At 59.7% G+C, this 25,332-nt stretch carries 20 protein-coding genes and 2 pseudogenes; 13 read left to right on the forward strand and 9 right to left on the reverse strand.

Features of this window, described 5'->3' with window-relative positions:
- The first annotated feature begins 418 nt into the window (after positions 1-418).
- From tssF to SB771_RS26940, 9 genes are all read left to right on the forward strand, one after another.
- The gene (gene tssF / locus SB771_RS26900) at positions 419-2,299 is read left to right on the forward strand and encodes a type VI secretion system baseplate subunit TssF (RefSeq protein WP_175662060.1); all 1,881 of its coding nucleotides are present in this window, start codon (positions 419-421) and stop codon (positions 2,297-2,299) included.
- 147 nt (positions 2,300-2,446) lie between these two features.
- Positions 2,447-5,446, forward strand: coding sequence for a type VI secretion system Vgr family protein (locus tag SB771_RS26905; protein ID WP_175662059.1), 3,000 nt, complete (start codon positions 2,447-2,449; stop codon positions 5,444-5,446).
- A complete protein-coding gene (locus SB771_RS26910) occupies positions 5,446-6,315 on the forward strand; it encodes an ankyrin repeat domain-containing protein (protein ID WP_175662058.1) in 870 nt (289 codons plus the stop codon). Before SB771_RS26905 ends, SB771_RS26910 begins: the two co-directional genes overlap by 1 nt.
- A gap of 15 nt (positions 6,316-6,330) precedes the next feature.
- Entirely contained in the window at positions 6,331-6,771 is a 441-nt protein-coding gene (locus tag SB771_RS26915) for a hypothetical protein (RefSeq protein ID WP_175662057.1), read from the forward strand.
- Positions 6,772-6,836: 65 nt separating this feature from the next.
- A complete protein-coding gene (locus SB771_RS26920; RefSeq protein WP_175662056.1) occupies positions 6,837-7,295 on the forward strand; it encodes a DUF1795 domain-containing protein in 459 nt (152 codons plus the stop codon).
- 21 nt (positions 7,296-7,316) lie between these two features.
- Complete coding sequence (locus SB771_RS26925; RefSeq protein ID WP_175662055.1) at positions 7,317-11,579, forward strand: RHS repeat-associated core domain-containing protein; 4,263 nt, start codon at positions 7,317-7,319, stop codon at positions 11,577-11,579.
- Between the two features lie 9 nt (positions 11,580-11,588).
- A complete protein-coding gene (locus tag SB771_RS26930; RefSeq protein ID WP_175705137.1) occupies positions 11,589-12,017 on the forward strand; it encodes an NTF2 fold immunity protein in 429 nt (142 codons plus the stop codon).
- A gap of 234 nt (positions 12,018-12,251) precedes the next feature.
- Positions 12,252-12,812, forward strand: a complete 561-nt coding sequence (locus SB771_RS26935) for an imm11 family protein (RefSeq protein ID WP_244096852.1) — start codon at positions 12,252-12,254, stop codon at positions 12,810-12,812.
- Between the two features lie 1,495 nt (positions 12,813-14,307).
- Entirely contained in the window at positions 14,308-14,772 is a 465-nt protein-coding gene (locus tag SB771_RS26940) for a hypothetical protein (RefSeq protein WP_175662052.1), read from the forward strand.
- 64 nt (positions 14,773-14,836) lie between these two features.
- Here the strand turns inward: SB771_RS26940 and SB771_RS26945 are convergent, their stop codons facing one another.
- The 3 genes and pseudogenes from SB771_RS26945 to SB771_RS26955 form a co-directional block, all read right to left on the reverse strand.
- A complete protein-coding gene (locus SB771_RS26945; protein WP_175662051.1) occupies positions 14,837-15,040 on the reverse strand; it encodes a hypothetical protein in 204 nt (67 codons plus the stop codon).
- Positions 15,041-15,052: 12 nt separating this feature from the next.
- Positions 15,053-15,262 carry a hypothetical protein gene (locus SB771_RS26950; RefSeq protein WP_081467185.1) on the reverse strand — a complete coding sequence of 70 codons (210 nt, stop codon included), beginning with the start codon at positions 15,260-15,262 and terminating at the stop codon, positions 15,053-15,055.
- A 21-nt stretch (positions 15,263-15,283) separates the two neighbouring features.
- Positions 15,284-15,436 (reverse strand): annotated as a pseudogene (locus SB771_RS26955) (H-NS family nucleoid-associated regulatory protein); the annotation flags it as partial.
- 14 nt (positions 15,437-15,450) lie between these two features.
- On the opposite strand from SB771_RS26955, the pseudogene SB771_RS26960 reads away from it, so the two are divergent.
- The 3 genes and pseudogenes from SB771_RS26960 to SB771_RS26970 form a co-directional block, all read left to right on the forward strand.
- Positions 15,451-16,848: pseudogene (locus SB771_RS26960) on the forward strand (RHS repeat-associated core domain-containing protein); the annotation flags it as partial.
- A gap of 9 nt (positions 16,849-16,857) precedes the next feature.
- Positions 16,858-17,382: an SMI1/KNR4 family protein gene (locus tag SB771_RS26965; RefSeq protein WP_175662050.1), complete on the forward strand. Its 525-nt coding sequence runs from the start codon at positions 16,858-16,860 to the stop codon at positions 17,380-17,382.
- Positions 17,383-17,894: 512 nt separating this feature from the next.
- On the forward strand, positions 17,895-18,710 hold the full coding sequence (locus tag SB771_RS26970; protein ID WP_175662049.1) for a DUF817 domain-containing protein: 816 nt from the start codon (positions 17,895-17,897) through the stop codon (positions 18,708-18,710).
- Positions 18,711-18,836: 126 nt separating this feature from the next.
- Here the strand turns inward: SB771_RS26970 and SB771_RS26975 are convergent, their stop codons facing one another.
- Positions 18,837-19,256 carry a hypothetical protein gene (locus SB771_RS26975; protein ID WP_244102798.1) on the reverse strand — a complete coding sequence of 140 codons (420 nt, stop codon included), beginning with the start codon at positions 19,254-19,256 and terminating at the stop codon, positions 18,837-18,839.
- A 761-nt stretch (positions 19,257-20,017) separates the two neighbouring features.
- Here SB771_RS26975 and SB771_RS26980 point away from each other — a divergent pair.
- The gene (locus SB771_RS26980) at positions 20,018-20,941 is read left to right on the forward strand and encodes a LysR family transcriptional regulator (RefSeq protein WP_105830806.1); all 924 of its coding nucleotides are present in this window, start codon (positions 20,018-20,020) and stop codon (positions 20,939-20,941) included.
- A 48-nt stretch (positions 20,942-20,989) separates the two neighbouring features.
- Here SB771_RS26980 and SB771_RS26985 read toward each other — a convergent pair whose 3' ends face one another.
- The 5 genes from SB771_RS26985 to maiA form a co-directional block, all read right to left on the reverse strand.
- Positions 20,990-22,294, reverse strand: coding sequence for an MFS transporter (locus SB771_RS26985; RefSeq protein ID WP_175662048.1), 1,305 nt, complete (start codon positions 22,292-22,294; stop codon positions 20,990-20,992).
- Positions 22,295-22,696: 402 nt separating this feature from the next.
- Positions 22,697-23,134, reverse strand: a complete 438-nt coding sequence (locus tag SB771_RS26990) for an acyl-CoA thioesterase (RefSeq protein ID WP_165754556.1) — start codon at positions 23,132-23,134, stop codon at positions 22,697-22,699.
- A 137-nt stretch (positions 23,135-23,271) separates the two neighbouring features.
- Entirely contained in the window at positions 23,272-24,093 is an 822-nt protein-coding gene (locus SB771_RS26995; protein WP_175662047.1) for an acetoacetate decarboxylase family protein, read from the reverse strand.
- 61 nt (positions 24,094-24,154) lie between these two features.
- Positions 24,155-24,673, reverse strand: coding sequence for a cupin domain-containing protein (locus SB771_RS27000; protein WP_006756721.1), 519 nt, complete (start codon positions 24,671-24,673; stop codon positions 24,155-24,157).
- 2 nt (positions 24,674-24,675) lie between these two features.
- A complete protein-coding gene (gene maiA / locus SB771_RS27005) occupies positions 24,676-25,332 on the reverse strand; it encodes a maleylacetoacetate isomerase (RefSeq protein ID WP_175662046.1) in 657 nt (218 codons plus the stop codon).

The raw sequence follows: 25,332 nt of genomic DNA on the forward strand, positions 1-25,332 counted from the left end.
GCACGCTGACGGAGTTGCGTCGACGAGGAAAGGGTTCGCGAGATCGGTGCCTGCGGACGAGCGACATTGAGCGCATTGCTGGCAATCGGTGAACAATCGTTAAACGGTCTCGACCAACGAACGTGCTCTGCTACGATGCCGACAAGTTTCGAGAGCGTGTTCACCGCTTTTGCTCGCTTGGCGATGAACAACCGAACCTCCCGAAGCTCAGAGGGCTGTCACGAGGGCCATAGTGGCGACCCTCGCTTCATAACATTGGCGGTCCTCATGGCTTGCGTATTTCAAGCATTCTGATTTATTCGCCCCCGACTCGATAAATTCGAGATAATCGTGCGCGACGCCCGGTTAGAATCGCTGCGTCTACCTATGTATGAGCACGGTACCGATTGAGAGATCGGCGTGACCATCTGAAAAGCGTATGGCCATCGAACCCGAGGATCTTCTACCGCATTTTGAGCGTGAGTTGGGTCTGCTGCGCCGCTCGACGCGCGCATTCACCGAGCGTTACCCCAAAATCGCGGCTCGTCTTGCGATGTCCGGTGAGCACTCGGATGACCCACACGTCGAGCGGCTGCTGCAATCGTTCGCGTTGATGTGCGCTCGGCACGACATCCGACTCGAAGATGAGGTGCCGGAGTTTACTCACGCGTTGATTGACACAATCCACGGAGCGTTCTTGCGGCCGTTTCCGTCTTGTGCGATGGCCCAATTCCGCGTGGATCGAGCTAGCAAGCAGACCGAGCCGCGGATAGTTCCACGCGGCACGCAACTGGTGGCGCCGAATAGCCGCCTGGTGTTCCGCACCGCCGCCGACGTCACGTTGGTGCCGTTGACTGTCTCCGGTGTACGTTACGCGACGTCGACCGTCGCGCCGATGGAAACGACACTGCCGTCCGACACCACGGGGATTTTGTCTTTCACCCTTGAGCTCACGGCGCCGTCAGCCCAGTTCTCCATCGCGCCAGATATGCTGCGGTTGCACTTGGCAGGGGAGAGGGAGGTCGCGGCCGCGCTCGCCGACGGCGTGCTGATGCACGCCACGCGTGCCTTCGTTGAACTGGACGGCAACGGGCGCTGGCGTCGGGTGGACATGCCGCTTGCGGCCGCAGGTTTCGACGATGCCGACGCGCTGCTTCCGCCGCCTCGCGACAACACGATTGCTCCGTTTCATCTGTTGATGGAGTACGGCGCGTTTCCCGCTCGATTTGACAACCTCGATCTGAATTTGGCGCGGTTGAAACGGTTGGCGGTTGGCGCGCGCCGGATCACGTTGCATTTGGCCCTTGCCGGCATCCACCCTGACTCACGTCGCGCGCAACGGCTGGTAGCCGCGTCGGCCGACAATCTCCGGCTATTTTGCACGCCAGTAGTCAACTTGTTCTCGAGCAATGCGGAGCCAATCGAAACGAGGGCTGGGCAACCGTACTATGCGCTGAAACCGTTTTCGCTCAAGACCGCAGCTACGAGCGAGGTCTGGTCAGTTGATCAGGTCCGTATAACGACGGCCCAGGGTGCCGTGCTTCTGCCGCCCTTCGAATCTTTGCAGCACGCGCTTGGCGCAGCGCCTGGCCTCTATTGGGTTGTTTTGCGCGACGAAGCCCGGCGCGCGCCGAAGCCGCCTTCCGAGCCCGCCAAGCCGGGACAGGAAGCGCTGCGCGGACAGGCAACGGTAGCGCGCGCAGACGGATTGCGCGGCTTGGAACTCGCGCTTGTGAACGCTCGCGGCGAGCCCGTTGATCCGGCCGCGCAGCGCCAACTCGACATCGTGCTGTCTTGCACAAATGGCAACCTGGCGGACATGCGCGAGAGCCAGTTGGCCGTGCGCGATGGGGACTCCGGTGACGAGCTCGAGTTATTGGCTCAACCCAGTTCAAGTCCCGCGCCGATTCTACGCCGCGGCGAGCTGTGGGAATTGCTGTCGTGGCTGGTTCCGCAGGCAGCGCGGCTGAACGCCGAAGGCCTCAATGAGCTCAAGCGGCTGTGCACTCGCTTCGGCATGTTTGCGCCCGACGCCGGCCGGCGATTCGACGCGCTCGTGTCCCTCTCGACTGAAAGGGTGCGGCGCTGGATGCCAGGCAAGCCGGCTTCAGCGTTCGTCCAAGGATTGGAGGTCCGGCTCGTGATCGACGAGCAGCGTTTCGTCCAATTCAGTCTCGCCGGATTAGGGCGCGTGATGGATCGACTATTTTCCCCGTACGTTCCAGTCACGAGCTTCGTGCAAATCGTGTTGGTCTCGGCAGAGACCGGTGCGGTTCTGCGACGGGGAGAACCCTGCGCCGGTTCCCAACCGCTTATTTGATTGGCGGGTGGAAGTGGTGTCAGCTAGGAAATTGCAAAGGAATTTCAGGTATCTTTCGCTGGCAAACGTTTTGTCCTACAGTAGCGGGGCCTCAAGCTGGTGAGTCAGTTGGGGACAGAACCTGAGACGAAAATAAAGGGTATTCAAATGAGTTTCGCCCCGAATGGCGGTATTCCGGCCGGTTCCGGTGGGAATCTGTTGGGCTCGTTGAGCGCGCTTGGCGGCCTCGCCGGGCCGGTTGCGTCCACGGTGGCAGGCCAGATTGGCCCGCTCGCCGGCGTCGCAAGTCATATCGACACGGTGCAACGCGCCGTCCAGCTTGCGCAGACCGGTTTCTCGCTGATGAACAAAACGCCAGCCGCAATTGCGGACGCGCTCAACAATGCGGCTGGCGGCGTTGCGCGACTGACTCAGCTAAATCGATACGTGACCATCGACTCGCCGCTTGGTCCGGACGTGCTGCTGGTCAGCACCGCGGTCATCGATGAACACGTCAATCGGTTGCCGGAAATCCACCTCGATTTGCTGTCGCACCAGCATGATCTGGCGCCCGATCAGCTGATCGGCCAACCGATCAAGATCCGATTTGACCAAAGCGCGCGGCAGTCCACGCTAGAGCGCATCGTCTCGTCAGGCGGGGCCGACGGTATTCGCTACTTCGACGGCTACGTCACGTCGTTCGACCGGGCGGGCAACCCGGGCAAGGTGACGCAATATCAAATGACGGTGGCGCCGTGGTTCTGGTTTCTGACGCGCTCGACCGACTGCCGGATTTTCCAGAACAAGACCGCTCAGGACATCCTCACCGAAATTTTTCAGGATCACGGGTTCACCGATTTCGAGTTCGACATCCGGACCGCACAGAAGCCGCTCGAATACATCGTGATGTACCAGGAGTCGTACTTCAACTTCTGTGCACGTCTGATGGAGCAGGAAGGCCTGATTTGGACGCATCGCTACGAAAAGGAAAAGCACTTCCTTGTCATTGGCGATACGAATTTCGTTTTCCGCCCAATCGACGGGTTGGCCAATTTGCCTTATGCAGCCACCGCTGCGAGTGAAGACAACGGGATCGACCAGTTGCACGAAGGGCGACGCTTTGGCGTTGGTAAGATCGCCTTTCGCGACTTCAATCACCAGAACCCGTCGTCGCCGCTGATGCTGGCGCAGGCCGAGCCAGAGAATCTCCGGCATGCGGGACTCGAGACAACGGAGCGATTCGAACACCAGTCGTTATTCGACCACGGTGATGATGGCGATCGCTACGCACGCATTGCGATGCAGGCGGAAGAAGCGAGCGCGCATCGCTATACGGGCAGCGGCTATGCATGGCGGATGACGGCTGCAGGCAGCGTGACGGTGTCGAACCATCCGGTCATGGCCAACAATCAGGAATACGCCATCCTGCACGTTCGCCACGAGGCCGTGAACGATTACACGGAACACAACGCAAAGCTGCCGTACCGCAATACATTTTCTCTGCTTCCGAAGAAGTTTCCGTATCGTTCGCCCAGAAATACGCCGAAGCCCGTCATTCACGGCACGCAGTCGGCGATCGTGGTCGGCCCAAAGGGCGAAGAAATTCACACGAACGGCAGTGCTGTGAAGGTGCACTTCCTGTGGGATCGCCGCGGCAAGTTGGACGGGTCGGATTCGATGTGGATCCGCGTGTCCCAACCGTGGGCAGGCGACGGGTGGGGGGCCGCAGCCATTCCGCGGATCAAACAGGAGGTCTTGGTCGCGTTTAATCAAGGGGACCCAGACAATCCGGTCATTGTGGGCCGCGTCTACAACGGCGAGCAGGGCAACCCTTATCACGGGGCTGCAGGGCAGACGATGGGGATCAAGAGCCAGACTCACAAGGGCGCAGGCTCCAACGAGCTGCGATTCTCTGATGTGAACGGTGCTCAAGAAGTCTTTCTGCACGCGCAGAAGGATATGAACACGGTCATCAAGGATGCGGAAACGCACACGGTCGAAGCCGGCCCGCGCACGGTGTCGCTGCTCAAGGGCAGCGAGACGAAGCAGATCGCCCAGGGCGGATTGAAGGAAACCATCGCGCTGACTCGCGACACCACGGCGAACGTGATCAATACGAAGGCCATCGCAAGCAAGGCCGGGCCCGGCATGCAAAGCCATCAGGCGAGCGACGGCATCGAGCATCGGGTCGGCGATGGCGTCGTGACGATGACGCCGGACAGCATCAAGCTGACCTTCGGTCCGTCAACGATCGTCATCAACGCGAACGGCATTTATCTCGACGGGCCGGTCATCCATCTGAATCGCGGCAGCGCGCCGTCCGCCGAACAGGCGCTCGCACTCGAGTGGGCGGCGGAGCAGGCGACGATCGCGAAGGGGCTGGCGAGCTCCGACCCGGCGACGCGCGCGGCGGCAGCCAAGCTGGCGAGCTCGCTGAAGGCGCAGCAACTGGCGAAACTCGCGGATCACGTGTATCACCCGAACGATCCGCCGCCGACCGGGTGGAAGATGGCGACCAACGATCCGGAAGCATTGAAGGCGTTCGGCCTAAAGCCGAGCGATTTCGAGAAAAGCGGTAGCAACTTCGGGTCGCAGATGTATGTCCCGGATCCGAAAGTCTTCGGCGACAGCATGAAGCCGACGGTTGCGTTCAAGGGGACGCAGCAGCTCTTCGGCGAAGACATGAGCAACAACATGGCCCAAGGGCTCGGCGCGGATGCGCCGTATTACCGCAACGCGGTCACGATCGGCAAGAACATCGAGACCACGGGGGCGTCGGCCGGCGTCGATTTCACCGGGCACTCGCTCGGCGGCGGGCTGGCGTCCGCTGCAGCCGAGGCCAGCGGCGGTTCGGCAGTGACCTTCAATGCTGCGGGCCTCAATCCGGAGACGGTCGCGCAATACGGCGGGACCGCCCAGGCGGCCAACATCACGGCCTATCGCGTCGACGGCGATATCCTGACCGGCCTGCAGGAGGGCCGACTGGGGCCGATCAGCGACGGTACGGCGGCGCTGATGCCCAAGGCGGTTGGCAGCCCCGTCACGCTCGATGGCGAGAGTGTGACCACGGTCGGCCGTCACCTGATGGGTGACGTGACGAACGGGATCAACCAGCAGGTCGCGAAGGATCAACTCGACCTCGTTTCCCAACTGAATTCATCTCACTAATGCGATACAAGAAAGCGATAACCGCCGGCGCGATTGCCGCACTCGTTGGAGTGTCCTCGCCGCTCTGGTGGCCCACTCAAGCCCAAGGGACGAACATGACTGGCTTCAAGCGTTACGCACCGGAAGATTTCTTTTCGGGGCAGCAACTCACGTTGGCTCAGGCCATTCATGACGGCGATCTCACCCGCGTTCAGCAGCTCGCGCCTAAGACTGATCTGAATGCACCGGGCGCGAAGAATACGACGCTTCTGTCGTATGCAGTGCAGGAAATCGTCCCGGTCAAGAACGACGCGTCGAATCCGCGCTACCAGATCATTTCCGTACTCCTGAAGAATGGCGCAGATCCCAAGGCGCCAGTCGGCGCCAGCGGCGGATCGGTTGCCGATGTCGCGCTACGTGCAGATACGCCGAACCTGCTGCGCGTGCTGCTGAACAGCGGGCTCGATCCTAACTGGCAGTACAACGGCGACACGCCGATGATTTTCGCAGTTGCAGAGAACCGGCTGCTGCCGCAGTTGAAGTTGCTGATCGAGCACAAGGCGAACGTGAATGCTCGCGACTCGCTGGGAAAGACGGCGCTCTTCGAGGCGACGATGATCCAGCAATGGGATGTCGTCGACTACCTGCTCGCGCATGGTGCGGATCCGAAGATCGCCAGCCAGCTCGGCATATCGTACGGGTGGGTGTTGCAGAACGAATTGAAGAACCACACCACCGCGGATTCTCCGGCACGCACGCGCATCGAAGAGATCCGCCGCAAGATCGTTTCGGCCGGCGCGCCTTGGCCGCCGTTGGACCCGAAGGCGCAACGCGCGGCGATGCGGGCGCGCGGCGAGAAGGTCGTGACGCCGGCCGGCCAGGCCGATTGATCGCGCGTTCCGAAAATGACGCGCGCCTTTGATTCGGTGCCGCGTGTCAGGCGGGAGACGGTTCTCGGCGTGTCCGGGGTGCTGTACGTCCTCTCGCTGATGACGCCGGCAATGTATTTCGAAAAGGAAGCGCCGTTGAGCGGGATGTCGGTGCTCGTCCAGGGATGGTGGGGGCTGTTCATGCTGAGTCCTGCATGGCTCGCCAATCCGCTTTATGTGGTCGCGGCCGTTCAGCTTGTGCGAAACCGATACGCCCGCGCAAGCATGCTCTCGGCTGCGGCGCTCGCATGCGCACTGTGTTCGCTGTTCACGACGAAGTGGTATTTCAACGAAGCGGACGCGACGCCGATTTCCAGCTTCGGGATTGCGTTTTACGCGTGGTTCATCGCGCAGCTCGTATTGCTGTTGGGCTGTTTGCGTTTGCGTCGGGAAGCCACTGCTGCGCTGCCGGGCTAATGATCGGCGAACGCGGGCGCTGATTTCGACAATTTCCAATTTCAACGAACGACGAGAGAACCAGCATGACGGATTCCGAAAACCGTATCCGGATTCACGAAGGCAGCATCGTTCTGCCGGACGGTTTCGAGGATCGCACGACCAACCTCTTTGTGCCGGCTGATACGGCCACGCAGCCCAACCTCAGTGTTGCGCGCGATTGGCTCAAGGACGGAGAAACCCTGGCACCGTACGTCGATCGCCAGATCGCGTTGCTCAAATCGCGGTTGCAGGGCCATCGGGTGCTTTCCCGTCAGACCGAGCGTCTTGGACCTGAAATCGATGGCATGCCGGGTGAGCGCATCGATGCCGCATATCGGAACGGCCCGAAGACGGTGTTTCAACGGCAGGGCGCGTTCATCGTCGCCCCGGGACGCGTGCTGATCTTTACCGCATCGAGCGCAAAAAGCTTCGGTGCAACGCTCGATGCACTGTGGCGCAACTGGCTCGACGGTTACCGTCCGGCCGAACAAGAGTCGGCATAACAACAGCAAAGGACCATCATCGTGTACGAAGCCGCACGAGTCACTGACCCGATCGATCACACCAGCGCGCTGGCAGGCTTTCTGGTCGGCGCTGTGCTGGGCATTGCCCTGATCGCCGCAGTCGCCTTCGCCACATTCACGTGCGGATTCGGCGTGGCGTTGCTGGCGGGCATGATGGCCGGTATCGGAGCGCAGGCTCTCCTATCAATAGGCGAGTCGATCGGCAAGATGTTCAGCTCGCAATCTGGCAACATCATCACTGGTTCGCCGGACGTCTACGTCAACTCCCTTTCGGCGGCGTATGCGACGCTGAGCGGCGTGGCTTGCAGCAAGCACAATCCCATCCCGCTTGTCGCGCAAGGATCGACGAACATCTTCATCAACGGGCGGCCCGCGGCGCGGAAGGACGACAAGATCAAGTGCGGCGCGACGATCTCCGGCGGTTCGCACGATACGTTCTTTCACGGCGGCACGCAGACATACCTACCGGTTGATGACGAAGTGCCGCCTTGGTTACGGACCGGGACCGACTGGGCGTTTGCGCTGGCGGGACTGGTCGGGGGGCTTGGCGGACTCTTGAAGGCAGCTGGCGGCCTGTCGCGCGCGGTTCTACCGTGCGCCGCAAAGTTCATCGGCGGGTTTGTTCTTGGAGAAGCCTTTGGGCGCTACGTCGCCGGCCCTGCGATCAACAAGGCGATAGGCGGGATGTTTGGTAACCCGGTCGATGTGACGACCGGCCGGAAGATCCTGCAGGCCGAATCGGAAACCGACTTCGTGATCCCGAGCCCGATGCCGGTTTCCGTCGAACGATTTTATTCAAGCAGTATTGACTATGAGGGAACGCTCGGCCGCGGGTGGGTGCTGCCGTGGGAGCGCCGTCTGCATGCTCGTGACGGGCGCCTCTGGTTGACTGACACACAAGGACGCGAGAGTGGGTTTCCGCTGCTGAGGGCTGGGCAAGCTGCGTTCAGCGAAGCCGAGCAGCAATATCTGACCTGTACGCCGGATGGACGTTACATCCTGCATGACATTGGCGAGACGTATTACGACTTCGGCCGATACGATCCGGACTCCGGCCGTATCGCATGGGTGCGCCGCATCGAGGATCAGGCTGGGCAGTGGTGCCAGTTCGAGCGCGACAGCCGCGGCCGCGTCACCGAGATTCTGACGTGCGGCGGATTGAATGCCGTGCTCGATTACGAGCAGGGACACGGACGGCTTAGCGCGGTCACGCTCGTTCATGGCAATGAGCGCCGGCTGGCCGTCGCTTACGGATACGATGAGAACGGCCAGCTGGCGTCGGTGACGGACGCAAATGGGGCGGTCGTGCGCCAGTTCGCATATACCAACGGCCTGATGGCGAGTCATGTGAACGCACTGGGTTTCACGTCGAGTTACGTGTGGTCGACGATAGAAAGCCAGCCGCGGGTAGTCGCGACACGCACCAGCGAAGGCGAGGACGCGACGCTCGAATACGACATCGAAGGCCGTCAAACCCGCGTTCGGTACGCCGATGGCCGCACCGCGCACTGGCGCTTCGACTCACAGTTTCAGATTGTCGAGTACATCGACTTCGACGGCGGCCTCTACCGGATCAAATACAACGACGCTGGCATGCCGGTGATGCTGATGCTGCCGGGTGAGCGCACGGTCGAGTTCGAGTACGACGATGCAGGCCGGATCGTCGCCGAGACCGATCCGCTGGGCCGTACGACTCGCACTCGCTATGACGGCAACAGCATGCGGCCCGTGGAGGTTGTCGGGGCTGACGGCGGCGCCTGGCGCGCGGAATACGATCCGCAGGGCCGGCTGCTGTTGAGTCAGGATCCGCTTGGTCGGGAAAATCGCTACGAATATCCCAAAGGCCTGACCGCGCTGCCGATCGCGCACGTCGACGCGCGTGGCGGCCGTTCGACGCTGGAGTGGAACAGCCTCGGCGAGCTCGTCCGCTACACGGACTGTTCCGGCAAAACGACGCGGACGATTTTCGATGCGTTCGGCCTGCCGCTCGCGCGCGAGAATGCTCTGGGGCAACGCATCTCGTATGATCTGCGCGCCACCGGGGAGCCGCGCCAGATTAGGTATCCAGACGGCAGCGCGGAGACATTCGAGCACGATGCGGCAGGATTGATGGTCAGACACGTCGACCGTGGCGGACACGTCCAGCAATTGCTGCGGAATACTCGAGGGCAGCTAATCGAGACGATCGATCCCGCCGGAAGGCGGCTTTGCTATCGCTACGATGCACAAGGACGGCTTCGCGAGCTCCGACAGGGCCACGCCCACTACACATTCACGTATAGCGCAGGCGGTCGCCTGTTGACCGAGACCCGTCCGGATGGCGTGCAGCGGCGGTTTGAGTATGGGGAAGCTGGTGAATTGTTGGCTGTAGACTTTGTTGGTGCGCCAGAAGGCCGTTCGGCGCAAGATCGTCCGATTCGAACCATCCGATTGGAACGTGACCGGATGGGAAATGTGAAGGTGCAATATTCGCCGACCGAAGTCACGCGCTTCGAGTACAACAAGGGCGACCAGTTAGTGAGGGTAGAGCGGACGCCGACGTCAGCCGGCATAGCACTTGGGATCTCGCCGGACGTTGTGAACTTCGAATACGACAAGGCCGGTCGACTGGTTGCCGAGCATGGGGCGAATGGCAGGGTCGAATATGCGCTCGATGCACTCGATAACGTGATGGCGCTCGAGTTGCCTCACAACCAGACGTTGCAGATGTTGCGTTACGGCTCTGGGCACGTGCACCAGATCCGCTGCGGCGATCAGGTGGTGAGCGACTTCGAGCGTGACGACTTGCATCGCGAGATCACGCGTACACAGGGGCGGCTGACTCAACGCTCCGCCTATGATCCGCTCGGTCGTAAGGTCTGGCAGTCGTCTGGCCTCCAACCTGAAGCGTTGGGACGCGGGCGCGGTCAGTTGTGGCGAAACTACGGATACGATGCCGCCGGCGAGTTGATCGAGATGAGCGACAGCCTACGCGGCAACACGCAGTACAACTACGATCCGGCTGGGCAACTGACTCGTCGCGCAAACACCGTGGACCGGCAGCTCGAGGAATTTGCTTGGGACGCCGCCGGAAATCTGCTCGACGAAGCGCAGCGGCGAAGTCGTGGGTACGTCGAAGGCAATCGCCTGCGCATGTGGCAGGACCTGCGCTTTGAATACGATGCGTTCGGCAATCTGGCGGCAAAGTTTCGCGGGGCGAACCGGACGCAGCGCTTCACGTATGACGGGCAGGACCGGCTGATTCTGGTCCGAACGCAGGACGTGCGTGGCGTCGTCGAAACTCATTTTGCCTACGATCCGCTCGGTCGGCGCATCGCGAAAACCGATACCACTTTCGATGTGCGCGGCGCGAAGCAACGGTCCGAGACGAAACGGTTTGTTTGGGAGGGGGCGCGACTGGCTCAGGAGGTCCGCGAGACTGGTGTGAGCAGCTATGTGTACAGTCAAGACGCACCTTACTCGCCAGTGGCGCGCGTCGACGCGGTACTTGCAGAGGCGTTGGCTGCAGCGGCAATCGACACGGCCCAGCGTGCCGCGCGGATCTACTACTTCCATACCGATCTCGTGGGGGCGCCGCTCGAAGTGACCGACGAGGCGGGGGAGCTAGCGTGGGCCGGCCAATATGCGGCTTGGGGTAAGGTCGAACCGGGCGGCCGGCAAGTAACCGCCGCGCGCACCGACCAGCCGTTGCGCTATGCTGGGCAATATGCCGACGACAGCACTGGCCTCCACTACAACACGTTTCGATACTATGATCCGGACGTAGGGCGGTTCATCAACCAAGATCCGATCGGCTTGTTGGGTGGTGACAATCTGTACGCGTATGCGCCCAATCCAACCGGATGGATTGATCCGTGGGGATGGTGTGTTACACCTGCTGTTTCGCGTGGGGCCGCCGGTCAGCCACTTCGTGCAACCGCGACGATCACGGCTGCGGACCTCGGCACCGGAACCGCAACGAATGCGTCGTCTCGAGCGTGGGCGAGATTATTGGGGTATCCAACTGACGATGCGGGCCACATTCTAGGAAAACTTCTCGGCGGGAGTGGTGGAAAGGACGGTGTCTTCCCTCAGTTGCCAGGCATCAACCGTGGTTTGTTCAGGGATTTCGAGGGACGGGTCGCAGCTTATGTGAAGAGGGCTGGCTCGGCTGATGTGGACATCCAATTCGTCTACGGTAACGGTGGCACTCGGCCTACGCAGATAATCTATGACGTATTCCAGAATGGGCAGAAGATTATGGGTAGTATTTTCAATAATTAAAGGTTTAAGATGATGGATGATAATGTTGAGCAAGCACGAGCGGCGTTGCGATCATTTATGTTGGAGATGAATCAATGGGAAAAGGATTTTTACGAGAAAAAGCATAGTGCTCTGAAAAGTGGCGGCGATGTTTCTGGTATTGATGACCGTGCACGGAAAGATCTTTCTGCTATTTTAGAGAAATGGGCGTTCCAGGAAAAAACAAACCAAGGTCGTTTGATTGACTTGGGTTGTTCGGATCCGCCGACATACGATCCTGAAACTGATGTTGAAGATAGCGTCGAATCCAAAGACGGAGAGGTGGTTTTGACCATTCGCCAGACATTGGGAATGTTGACGATATCTCGATTCACGATGAAGGAAAAGGCGGGTAAATGGATAGTGAAGAAAAAAGAGTTTCTTAATTTTAACGACAAATGGCAACGTTCAGTTCTCTAACAACGTCGTTCGCCCCGTTTTTCTGATTGGGCGTTGTCAAGCCTGGCGGAATGGGACACCCTTTGATTCCGTGCAGAAAGGTAAATAGTATCGGTCTGGATGTCGTGGGTGCGGAGAGTAACACGCCGACATTTTTTCTTGAGCCGTGTGAGGCCGGGATGCGCGAGGAGTTGCACCGCGCCATAATAGCTGATGGATTCTCGGTATTTATGGAATTTGGATGTGGGGCGGTGCGTGAGTAACGTTTACGGTTTGAGGCAGGATGAAGCATTTCAGCCTCTCGTCCAAGTCGACGATGACGGTGAAATCGCATATGACAAGAGCGTGGCTATACGAGCAACCGCTCTATGCGGGCAAGGGTTTGGTCAAGATTATGACCCCGTTAAGCTTACGTGGGGCACTTCGCGCAGAAAAAAGACTAGCGACGTTCACACGATGCTATCTCCGTTTCTCGTGTTTAGTGAGAGGGCGCTGGATGTATTGGCGCCGGTACTTCGTGACAGCGGGGAGGTATTGCAGGTCGAGGCCCCGATAAAAGACATGTCCGGATTTCATGTAACCCGGGTGATAGAGAATGCTGTCGATATGGATGCATCAAAATTCAAAGTCTATCCTCAGGCGACGGTTTTTAATAAAATATTTCTTCTGAAGACTCGCATTGAAGGGGCTGATATATTTCGCCTAAAAGAAAGTCCGGCTACAGTATTTGTATCCGAGCGTTTTAGAGAGCTTGTAGAGCAAAATAAATTAAAATGGTTCGATTTCGGAGAGGTCATTTCGCAATCTGAGAAGTAGGATTTCTCAACTCCCGGTGACTGGTCAGAGCATGCCCGGGTGGCCTCGATTTCACGAGAGTAACTTGTGAGAATCATACGTTGGGGGTGGTCGACTTCTGGGCCTCTATGCGCGGGTAGGCCGACGAAAGGAATTTTGCGGAGCAGCAACGTTGGCACTCGATCAGTTGAAGCGAATGCGAGAGGCACTTCGTCCATACGGACTGAAGTTGCTGGAATCAGAATGGAGAGGTTGGAACGCGCAGTATCGATTTCGATGTCGCAAGGGACACGAATCAAGCCGATGCGGCTCCTATCTGTTCTACACGATGGTCCAGTGTCCGGCATGTCGCGTTGACGAGGTACTTCGTCAGATCCATCAACTCGCGCGCCAGGCAGGCGGGCGCTGTCTTTCGGAGCAGTACGCGGGCCGAGGCTCACCACTCCAGTTTGTATGTAAGGCAGGGCACGTTTTCGAGAAGACCGCCGAGAATCTGCGAAAAGGCTCTTGGTGCGTGCTCTGCGCGAGGGCGCAACATTCGAGGCGCATGGCCGATCCGGATGGGATGACGCGCATGCGAGCCGCTGCAAAAGCGAGAGGTGGCAAGTGTTTGTCGACCGGCTACACGAAACTGACAGAGCGCTATCGTTTCCGGTGTGCTGTTGGACACGAATGGGAGACTTCCGGTACCGAGATCGTGCGCGGTGCATGGTGTCGCATTTGTTCGGACCGAGAGAAGGTGCACGCATATCGTCACAAGGACGGCCTGCGAAGGTTACGTGAACGAGCGAAGAGCCACGGTGGGTTTGTCTCTCGAAGGTCTACGAGGGCTGCAAGGCCTACTAGAGATTCCGGTGTGGTGCTGATCACGAGTGGGAAACACAAGGCGCGAGAATCTTTCGTGGTACTTGGTGCCCGGAGTGTCAGCGGGACTCGATGCGCTTTGGGATCGAGCGCATGCGCCAGCGGGCGACGCAGCTGGGCGGTCGGTGCTTGTCCGAAACATACCGAAACGCGGCGACGCGCCTGAAATGGGAGTGCGAACATGGGCATCGCTGGGAGGCTGCTCCTGGGGCAGTTGTTCGGGGGCATTGGTGCCCAGTATGTAGCCGCGACGCGTCCAAGCTTGGGCTTGATCTGATGAAAAACATTGCGCTTGAGCGTGGTGGGAAGTGTATCTCAGCGACTTGTGTGAATAGCGCAACCAGACTTGAGTGGGAATGTGCCCGAGGCCATCGATGGCTCGCCACACCGAATACGATTCGACGTGGCCACTGGTGTGCTCGGTGTTATTTCATCAGTATCACGACAACCGAAGAGACTCGCCGCAAGCGGCGACATGAAGCGGTCGGGAGGTGAGCTTTTCAACCGGATGCGCGACGCGCCGGCGCGTTTCAGCTCAGTGAGATTGTCTTTGGCGGACAATGACGCGATAGGATTTGAGCCGTTGCTCAATCGCTCATGACGTACTGTTTTGTTATGCTCCGGTGTGATCGCATGGGATCAGAGACGAACGATGCTCATTCGGGAACAAGGGCGCCTCATCAAGTTGCTTCGGGTCGAGCCTCCAAAGCGGCCTTCCATCAGGGCGCGGGCGCGCGAATGTGTCATCGGTACGTTTCGTGCCGACGAACCTGTCCCGACTGGGCTGCTTGACACTCTGTCCCGCGACGAGCGGAAGCTGCTCGAGCGATGGCTCGAAGCCTATCGGGAAAGCAAGGCGCGGGATCAAGTGCGCCCCGTGCTGGCCAGCGCATCCGAACAGCTCGAGAGGCTCGTTGATGCGCTCGAAGTGGCGGCCGATACTTTGTCGAGCGCCGAAGCAGATCAGATTTGGGCGCAGCTTCATGCGATTGCGCGCACGTTGAAGAGAGCGGGGCATCCGCGGCCACGAGCAGCACGTCGGCCGCCGGCGCCACTGTCAGGGCAGCAGGACTTCTTTGATGAATTCGACGAGCTCGAGCGGCTGGCCGAACAATGAACATGCGCCGCTTGATCTTCTCTATGCGAGGCGGACGGGCAGAGGTTGGCGCACCGGTCGTCGTCTACAACAACGACATCTGGCTCGATGTGCTTTCGTCGATCGCCTGATCGGTTTCCTTCGCGGGCCGGTTCCGCCGAGCTCCGGATTGCGCATGCCCGTTTGGCACTTCAATTTCAGTGATCTGCTGATACTTACGTGCCCAGTCGGCCCCGAGTACATCGGCGGAGAACACGACACCCGGCGCAATCTGAACAAGCTGGCTCATCGGCAGGTCTTCCTAAGCGGACTGAACGTCGAAGTGCGCAGCGGCGTAGCGCGCGCTGCAGTTCCACACTTCGACGCCGTCACGGGTGAACGTAGCCCATCCATCTTTCACGATCATCTCTGCGCGCGGAAATACGTCGCCGTGACCGTTTGCGGAGGCAGCAAAGATCGTCCGCTCACGACATGTCGCCCAGTATGTCCCGTCGGGTAAAGATGACGACATCGCGCCGAACCGCCTATCGGCTTACTGTTCGATCAAAAAGCGATCGCGGTTTTTCGCGTTCGCAATCCAATGGGGAGCCTTGCCGCGCCCGCTCCAGGTCGCACCGGTCTTCGGATCGCGATACTTCGGCGCGATCGGGGCACGAGGGCTCGATGCAACGGCGCGACGCGCCGGTCGGAGGGACAATGGCGAATCGCCCGATTCGCACTATTCGCTTCGAGCGCGACCGGATGGGTAATTTGAAGGTCCAGCATACACCGACCGAGGTGACCTTCTTTGAGCGCGACAAGGGTGACCGGGCGGTGAAGGTTGAGCGTAAGCCAACTCCAGCCGGTATTGCGCTCGGCATCACGGCGGACGTCGTGAGCTTCGAGTATGACAAAGCGGGTCGCCTTGTTGCCGAGCACGGTGCAAACGGCTCGGTCGAGTATGAGCTCGATGCGCTCGACAACGTGACAGCGCTCGCGCTGCCGCACGATCAGACCTTGCAGATGCTGCGTTATGGCTCCGGTCATGTGCACCAGATCCGCTGCGGCGATCAGGTCGTGAGCGACTTCGAGCGCGACGATTTGCATCGAGAGGTGATGCGCACGCAAGGGCGATTGACTCAGCGTTCCGCATACGATCCGCTCGGTCGGACGGTGTGGCAGTCGGCTGGATTCCAACCTGAAGTGCTAGTGCGTGGCGTGAAACTGCGCAGCGAGACGAAGCGGTTTGTGTGGGAGGGGCTACGGCTCGCGCAGGAGGTGCGCGAGACTGGGGTGAGCAGCTATGTGTACAGCCCAGATGCTTCGTACTCTCCAGCAGCACGCGTCGATGCGGTTATCGCGGAGGCGATAGCGGCGGCCGCGATCGACACGGCGAAGCACGCATCGCGGATCTATCACTTCCATACGGATCTGGTGGGCGCACCGCTAGAAGTCACTGACGAAGCTGGAGATCTGGCGTGGGCAGGGCAATATACGTCGTGGGGCAAGGTCGAGCCAGGCAGCCGTCAACTGACCGCTGCACGCACGGATCAGCCGCTGCGCTTTGCTGGACAGTATGCTGATGACAGCACGGGCCTTCACTACAATACCTTCCGGTTCTATGATCCGGATGTAGGCCGGTTCATCAACCACGATCCGATCGGGTTGATGGGGGGTGACAATCTGTATGCGTATGCCCCCAATCCGACAGGATGGATCGACCCGTGGGGCTGGTTCGGGGAGAAGCCTCTGAACTCTCCGGATGTGACGAAATGGCTGGATAAAGGTGGAACGGTCCACGTCGAGGTAGAGTCAGGGACGTGGGTATATACCAACGCAAAAGGTACTGTTGTTCGGTATCCAAACGGCTATCCTGATTTCAAGCCGTATGAGATCAGATCCGTAGACGTTGAGGGGTTGAAAGGAAATCATAGTAGGGCGGCAACAGGGGATTTTGGATTGGCCGATGCGAAGGCAGGAAGTGCGGCCGACTACAAAAACAATTCTTGGCACCACCATGAGAACATGGTAACCATGCAGGAAATTCCGAAGGACATTCACGGTGAGTTCACCCATAGAGGTGGCGTCTCTAATTTGAAGAATCAACCGTCGTGTTGAGGAGGTAAAGTGCCAGTACTGTACGGAGCAAAACTTGCGCAGCCGCTTCTCGCTAAATTTGAGTCGGAGCTGGGATTCAGCATTCCTGCGGATTACGCGAATTTATTGAGAAAGTGGAACGGTATATTTATCGATGGTGTCGACTATCTCGATCTCGATTTTCCGGGCGTTGACAATGGAATGATTTCCTTTGCGTCGTTATTTGGGCTCGGTTCAAGTAACGGCAATTTTGATTTGATTGAGCAAAATGAACGTGTCAGAGATGAGGTCGGATTTCTGAACGAGTTCTTTGTGATCGGAGATGATCCGGGAGGCAATTACTACGCGCTTGCGAAGTTCGATGGCGTTCACAAAGTTCTTTATTGGGACAGAACGCATCTGCATGCGGATGACGCCGCCAAGCCGGACATCGCAGAGGTGGCCGAATGTGGCAACCTCTACTATGTAGCCGATGAATTCTCGGGATTTCTGGATATGATCGTCGCTGGAACAAAGCACATGCAGTTCGTCGCGGTCGACGACTGGCCTGGCTAAAATCCGGATGTCACCGTCGGGGCATGAACTCGGACATTTCAATCTAGCCACTACAATCAAAAAGTTCGATCATCAGCATTATGTAAAATTCAATTGCTTATGCAAATCAATGACATCGGCGGCGTCGATGTTGACCGGCGCCGTCTCGGAGCATCCGATGACGAATACCATATTGTCCGGTGAACGACACGAATGATCAGTCACGTCGACGATAGACACGAAGCTTGGAAAGCGGAGTTCTTGACCAGGAAAGCGTCTCAACAGTGCGTAGTTTCTGAGGCGTCAGCGAGCACGAGACCGGGATAACAGGATTGGAAAGCGTGGAGCGACTATCATACTGGCTACCTCGTTATACCGAACGAATTTCATGTTAGATGCATTGTGGGCATCGGTGAACAGCTCACACCCAACCTGTCTTCAGTGCCTTTCCCCCCTCTATGCCCCCTTCCAACTCGATTCAATGCTCGCCGCACGCATCCCGCCCTCGTCTGAACGCCTTGGACGACTGGCTCATGACGCCGCCGTTACCCGGCAGGCTGGATGGATTCAGGCGCTTTGTTCTGGAGTTTTTCTTCTTCGGTCTGAAGGAAGCGCGTAGTTGTCTGTTCGCCGGGTTGTTCTTCCTGGCGGTGTTCGCCACGCCACGCGCCGGGCTTTGGGGCGTGCCGCGCTATGATGCACTACTAATTGCCGCACTGCTTATTCAAGCGGGCATGGTTTTCACGCGCCTGGAGACGCTGGACGAACTCAAGGTCATCTCGCTGTTTCATTGCGTGGGTTTTGCGCTGGAGGTGTTCAAAACCTCTGGCAGCATCCAGTCCTGGGCTTATCCCGACCCTGGCTACACGAAACTATGGGGTGTGCCCTTGTTCTCGGGCTTTATGTATGCCGCCGTGGGCAGCTACATCATCCAGGCCTGGCGGCTATTCGATCTGCACATACGTCATCATCCCCCGCACTGGATGGCGGCGCTGATCGCAGTGCTTATCTATGTCAACTTTTTTACCCACCACTATATTGGCGACTATCGCTGGTATCTGGCAGCCTGCGCTCTGGGCCTGTATGCTCGGACCACCGTGGTATTTCGTCCGCTGGATCGAAACTACCAGATGCCCTTGCTGCTGGCCTTCGTGCTCATTGGCGGTTTTATCTGGCTGGCCGAAAACATCAGCACCTTTGCGGGCGTATGGCGCTATCCGAACCAGATCGGAGCATGGTCGGCCGTGCACGTCGGCAAATGGAGCTCATGGTCCATGTTGGTCATCATGACCTTCACTATCGTGGCCAATCTCAAGCATATCAAGGAGCGCATCCACGTGCCGCGCTGAGGTAGCCGTCAATGATCGACCCACCGTTTGCGCGGCATCCACCGCGACACGCGCCTGGGAGGCAGCCGCACGCAACGCGCGAGCGAGGTCGAAGCGCAACCGGAGCTCGCACGCTGCCGGTTCAGTTCATGCTGCTGTTGCAGCGCGCGGCTCGCGATGCAGCCGCCGGCCGTCACCGAATCCGATCAAACGGCTTGGACAGGAAAGGCTCAGGTCATGCGCGCGCGAAGCCAGAATGCCGGTGTCGGGCCCCGCCCATGCGATCATCGACAGACATGGTGCTTTTTTCCCTCGAATTCTCTCGGTGTAACACAGCGTGCTCCCGCGCGTAGACAGTCCGGCCGACAGCGCGGCGCGCACACTCAATGGGCGCCAGCCGGTCCAGTTGACGCCGATCCATTCGAGACAGACGTCCGGGCTCCCGACGCGCCCGGCGCCCGCCACCCTTCCGGCACAGGCTACTCGTCCGGCCAGATAGCGTATTGTTCCTCGTGATTGACGACTACCGTTGAAAACGGTGGCGTTTTTCGGCGTGTCGACTTCCATGTCTCTCTCGTTTCGATAATTGATCCTGCGTGTCGCCCGCATCACATAAATCGATATTTCGATAGAAACGGCACGCCCGCTCGCGCCGGGGCAACGATTCAAGTTGTTTGAAATCGAAGCCGGTCGGCTTGTCCATAAACCATCCGGAATTAATTACGTTTTCATTACAACAGAGTCGAATAAATTATCATCTCCAACCGCCAGCACTTTTGATCTTTGCTTCTTAAATATGCTAACAGAGAAAAACAACCCATCTTTCCCGATAAATAAATAATCGGCATAATTGTTTAAAAATCTCGCATACCGATTTCTTAAAGCGGAGTCCCGAAGCATCGCCCTACTGGCCGGTACCCTCCCCATTCCGCTCCAGCGCCGGACGGCACGGCATCGGCCGCATCATGCCTGCGGCGCGGCAGCCAATTACTCCGGCTTGGAGAGCGTCTTTCCGGACGGCATCGAAGCGTGGCTGATCGAACTGCCCGGCCGCGCATAAACATCAGGTAGTGACGTGACGGCCCCGACTGCTCAGCCTCTTAATTGCCGCACAACGACGCGCCCCCCGACCCCTCCGGTACATTGAATTTCTTATGCGTAAAAAGTTTCAGCCTAAATTGACAGGGTTGGGTATAGTTACGCGTCTGCCCCACGTAACGAGTTGTAACATCCCAAACGGGCCTATCGCTCGCCGGCGGCCGGACAGAAACAAGCGAACCTGTTTTCGCTTTTCAGAATAACTAAATTCTTCCGATTATCGAGGGTCTATGGATTTGCTGGCGGCCATGCGAATTTTCGTGCGGGTTGTCGAGCGTGGCAATTTATCGAGGGCCGCGAAAGATCTCGGCCTCGGCCAACCTACCGTTAGCGACCGAGTCGATCGGCTCGAACGGTTTCTCGGCGTCAAATTGCTGCTCCGAAACACGCGCGCGGTGTCGTGCACCGATGAAGGCATTCTGTTCTATCAGCGAAGCAAGGTCGTGCTCGACGCGGCCGACGAGGCACGGGCCGTCGTCACGCTCGGCAACAAGATCGTGCGTGGGCGCATTCGCATTGCCGCGCCACATGGGTTGGGCGAAGTCGTGTTGCCGGAAATCCTCACGGTCATCCGCGAACAAAATCCGCAGCTCTATATCGAGCTCGTCCTGAATGACGAAATCACCGACCCCGTCACCGAGGGCGTCGATATTTCATTGCGGCTCGGCCAGATCGGCGATGGCAATTTCGTCGCGCGTCGATTGGGTTACGTACGACGCGTACTGGTCGCATCGCCGCTTTATATCGAAAAGCATGGGCTGCCAGAGGAACCGACCGACATCGTCGGGCATCCATTCATTCGCGTCACGGGGCTCTTCAACGACGGCCAGCTTCGCCTGATGAGTCCGTCGAAATCGGCGCGGCCGACGCCGATCAACGTCGTCGTCAGCACCAGCCACTGGCGGCCGGTCTACGAGCTACTGCTGAACGGCGCGGGTATCGGCGTCCTTCAGGAACACGTCTGCATCGACGCCCTGGAATCCGGCCGGCTCGTCAGGCTGCTGCCGGATTACACGGTACCGGGATTCGACCTGCATGCGCTGCTGCCGGTCACACGGCCCGTGCCTTCCAAGACCCAGGTCGTCGTGAAGATCATCGAGGAGTATCTGCCGAAGATGATGGCGCGGGCTGCGGACGACGCGCTCGACATGTAGCACGATCGACAAAACGAATCCCCGACCGTGCATCGACGTCCGCATATTTCACTTTTTTCCGCGCATTGAAACGGGAGCGGGCCGGGTGGCCGCAAGCAGCGCGGCGCCGATGGCCATGATGGCCGCCATCAGCACCAGGCACACGCGGAAGCTCCCGGTCGACGTACGCAGCCAGCCGATTGCCGCAGGACTGAAAAAGCCGCCCAACACGCCGATCGTATTGATCAGCGCGATGCCGCCCGCGGCGGCGGGTCCTTTCAGATAGGCGGATGGAATGGTCCAGAACACCGTGTAGGCCATCCACATTGCGGTCGTCGCAACCGTGATGAATATCAGCGAAACGTCGAGCCTGTCGCTCGACACGACAGTCGCAACGAGTGAAATCGCGCTGATCAGAGCCGGAATCGCGCTGTGCCAGCGCCGCTCGTTGCGACGATCGGAACTACGGCCCGCGACGACCATGCCGATGGTCGCGGCAACGAACGGAATCGACGAATAGAGGCCGATCTTCATCGGATCGGTGACGCCGCTGGCCGCCAGCAGGCCGGGCAACCAGAAATTGATCAGGTAGATGCCGCAAATGACGCAGAAATAGGCGGCGCTCATCAAATAGACGTACGGATCCTTCACGACTTCCGCGAAACCGTGCCGCTCCGCATGTTGAGGCTTCGCGGTCATGTCGACGAGTTCCTGCCGTTCCTCGGGTGACAGCCACGTTGCGGTCTCGGGCCGATCGGCAAGCAGCACGCGGGCCATGATGCCGAGCGCGACGCACGGCAGCCCTTCGATCAGGTACATCCACTGCCAGCCGGACAGGCCGCCCAAGCCTGCGAAGGTCGTCATGATCCACATCGACAGCGGGCCGCCGAGCACGCCCGCAAGGGGGCCGCCGATCATGACCGCGGCGATGGCTTTCGCACGGCGGGATTCGGGATACCAGCAGGTCAGATAGAACAGGATGCCCGGCGTGAATCCGGCCTCGAAGACGCCCAGGAGAAAGCGCAGCACATAGAACGTCGTCGCATCGCGCGTCGCGACCATGGCTGCGGACGTCAGGCCCCACAGCACCAGGATCCGGCTGATGGCCTTGCGCGCGCCGATTTTCGGCAGCAGCAGGTTGGACGGCACCTCGAAGAGCGCGTATCCGATGAAAAATATGCCGGCGGCCAGGCCGTATTGCGCATCGGTCAAGCCGATGTCGGACTGCATGTGCAGCCGGGCGAAACCAACATTGAGCCGGTCAAGGCACGCAAATAAATAACAGATGAGCAGAAAGGAAAGCAGGCGGCGGTCGAGCCGGCGATACAGCGCCGACGTGCGATCGCCATTCTGGATCGAGACGACAGTGGACATGCCAGTCCATATGAACGCGTCCCGGTTGCAACAGTGTTCATGTGTGTCGACAGGCAGGACGGTTTGCAGTGCTACATATCACCCGTTGTTCTGCTGATGGCAGGCATTCAGGTTTGGCGAACCCTGGTCCTGCCCGGCTTGTCACCACACTCGATTACTGCGCAACCTTTCGACGTTCACCCTGAATTGAACGTTGATCTTCTCGCTGGCGTGTGCCGTTCTGGCCGGTTTCACGCTAACGTAGCCTTTTCGGTACAACCTGTCGTGAGCCGGGCACCTTCGCATGTGTCGACACCGCTCATGCGCCGTCAATCCGGCATTCGATCCCGGCAATCCGCTTTCCCCGGGCCGACCGTGGCACTGCGCCCGGCATCGAATCGGGCGCAGTGACGGCGCGATTTGTCAGGCAACTTCGGACAATTCGGGCGCCTCCTCTTCCTGGTATTGCCTGACGCGTGCGCGGAACGTGTCCGACAGCGGCACGGTCGACTCCGTCACGTAGTCGTAAGCAACGTGCGTCGACGCGCCGCGCGCGATCACGGTATTGGCGTCGTCCGCGAGCGTGATCAGGTATTCGAGGTCGAAGCTCTTCGTGCCGAGGCGAGTGATTCGCGCGCTCAACTCGAGCGTTTCCCCCCATTTCGCGGAACGGACGTATTCGCACGACGTCTTCAGCATGATCTGCGGAATGCCCTGATCGAGCGGCACCTCCAGCAGTTCATGCGCGTAAGCCATATATGCATTCAGCATGTACACGTAATACATCGTCGCGCTGACGTGGCCGGCGGGATCCTGGTCGCGATACGTGACGTCGAATTTCTGGGTGAAGGCTCGGGTCATCTTGGCACCTGTGGGGTTGAGGTTGTACCCGCCGGACTGCCCGGCGGGTCGGGTCAAGCAAACGTTGAATGCCCGATGGCATTCGCGCATCGCGCGAAAGCATGCGGCGCGATACCGGACGGGCCCGGGCATGCGCGCTACGACAGCACGCGCTGATCCAGGTATGGCTTCCCGCCATGCGCATGCACGATCGAGCCGCCGCGCATCTCGACGATCGGCAACTCGGCGAGGGCATTGACGACGTGCGCCATCGTCGGCAGGTCCGACCAGCTCGCGACGTTGAAGCGCACGCGCGCATCTCCGACCTGCCGCCGGTCGACCGTGACGTACGGGTCGTGAACCGGCGTCAGCGTGACCTGGCACAGCTCGGTCGCACCCCAGTCGCCGGTGCGCGGCGTGTACTTCAGCATCAAGGTGCCGTCGGACCGGGCCGGCGGCGTGTCGGCGACCGGCTCGCGCAATCCCGTCACGCCAAGCTCGAGAAAGCGAAAGCCCATCCAGCTCGCTTCGCAATGCTGTTCGCCGTTGAACTGCCGCGGCGCCGCGACGTCCGCATACAGCTTCGGATGACCGATCTCGTCACGGCCGGTGATGATCGGATCCGCGAGGTTTTCCCATACCGCCGCGAGAAACTTTCCGGCAGCGCGGTCGCGCGTTCCCGCAAAGATCGCGGGCCAGCTCACGTGAACCATCGTGTAGCCGCGTCCGGCGAGCCAGTCGATGCCGGTCAGGTAGTGGAACTCGACGGTCACGACGGGCTCGCCGGCGAGCGTGAAACGTTCCGGAAGATGCCGTTCCAGCCGGGCCGCATCGGTGAGAAACGACGCGGATACCGTCATGCGCGTCGGATTGCGGTGCGGGTCGACCGCGAGCGCGTCCGGCACCTGCCGGGGGCCCGGTGCCGGTCCGAAGTGAGTGGGCATTCGATAGATGCGGCCCTTCTCGAACGTGTAAGCCAACGAACACCTCCTTCGTCTATACGCGGGCCGGTTGCCGTGTACGGCCGACCCGCGCGTCGCGTTACCGATGGGATGCCAGACCCGCGCCGGCATAGATGATTTGCAGCTCCCCCTGGATTTCGCGCATGAGATTGCCCGAACTCGCGTTCTGCGGAAGGTTCTGCAGGCGGAACAGCACGAACGGCTCGGTGCCCGACGGGTTACCGATCGCGTGATAGCTCCAGGCGGGCACGAACACGGTGTCGCCCGGCACGAGCCGCTCGTGCGTCTGGTCTTCGCCGAACGCCATTTCTCCGGACCCCGAATGAACGATGTACAGATGCCAGAACGAATGGCGATGCCGCTCCGTCATCTCGCCGGGCTTCAGTACCTGGATGACGAGCGACAGTTCGGGGGCGACCGTCCCGTGCTCGTCGACTCTGCCGCCGGACAGCGCAAGCGTGCCCTGCGGGTTATGCGGGCGGCTGCGCGTCATTGATTCGATCGACTGCCACTTCCAGACCACCGGGTCGGCCGGGGGTTTCGACGTCAGTTCGAGATATTCCGAGAACGAGAGAATGTCGCCTTCGATCGTCTGCATGGTTACTCCTTGTAGTACGCAGGGTGGGATGAACAGGTATCCGGATGGGCATCGCGGAACGCCGCGAGCTGCATGCATGCGTCATGAATGCGCGATACGGTCGGATACGGCGTGATATCGACGTTGACGTTGCGGGCCGAGACGATTTGCGGCACCAGCGCGAGGTCCGCGAGCGACGGCCGATCGCCGTGACAGAATCGCCCCGTCTCGTCGCTGCCGGCGAGCATCGTCTCGAGCGCGTCCAGGCTCGTGGTGATCCAGTGCTGCTTCCAGCGGAGTACCACGCCGTCGTCGCAGCCGGTCGCCTCTTTCAGGTACTGGGCGACACGCATGGCCGTGATCGGGTGGGTGTCCGCCGCGACCGTCTGGAACAGCGCCCGCACGCGCGCGCGCTCCTGCGTGCCGGCTGGCAGCAGCGGCGGGTCCGGATATTCGTCGTCGAGATACTCGACGATCGCCGACGACTGGGTCAGCACGCGGTCGCCGATCCGCAGCGCAGGCAGCAGGCCTTGCGGATTGATCGACAGATACGGATCGGCGCGGTGGGCGCGCGCATCGAGATCCTGAACGACCGTCGTATAGGCGACGCCCTTCAGATTGAGCGCGATACGCACCCGGAACGATGCGGACGAGCGGTGGAAATCGTGCAGGGTCAGCAT

The sequence above is a fragment of the Burkholderia sp. SIMBA_051 genome (assembly GCF_046534915.1).
Lineage (GTDB): Bacteria > Pseudomonadota > Gammaproteobacteria > Burkholderiales > Burkholderiaceae > Burkholderia > Burkholderia ambifaria.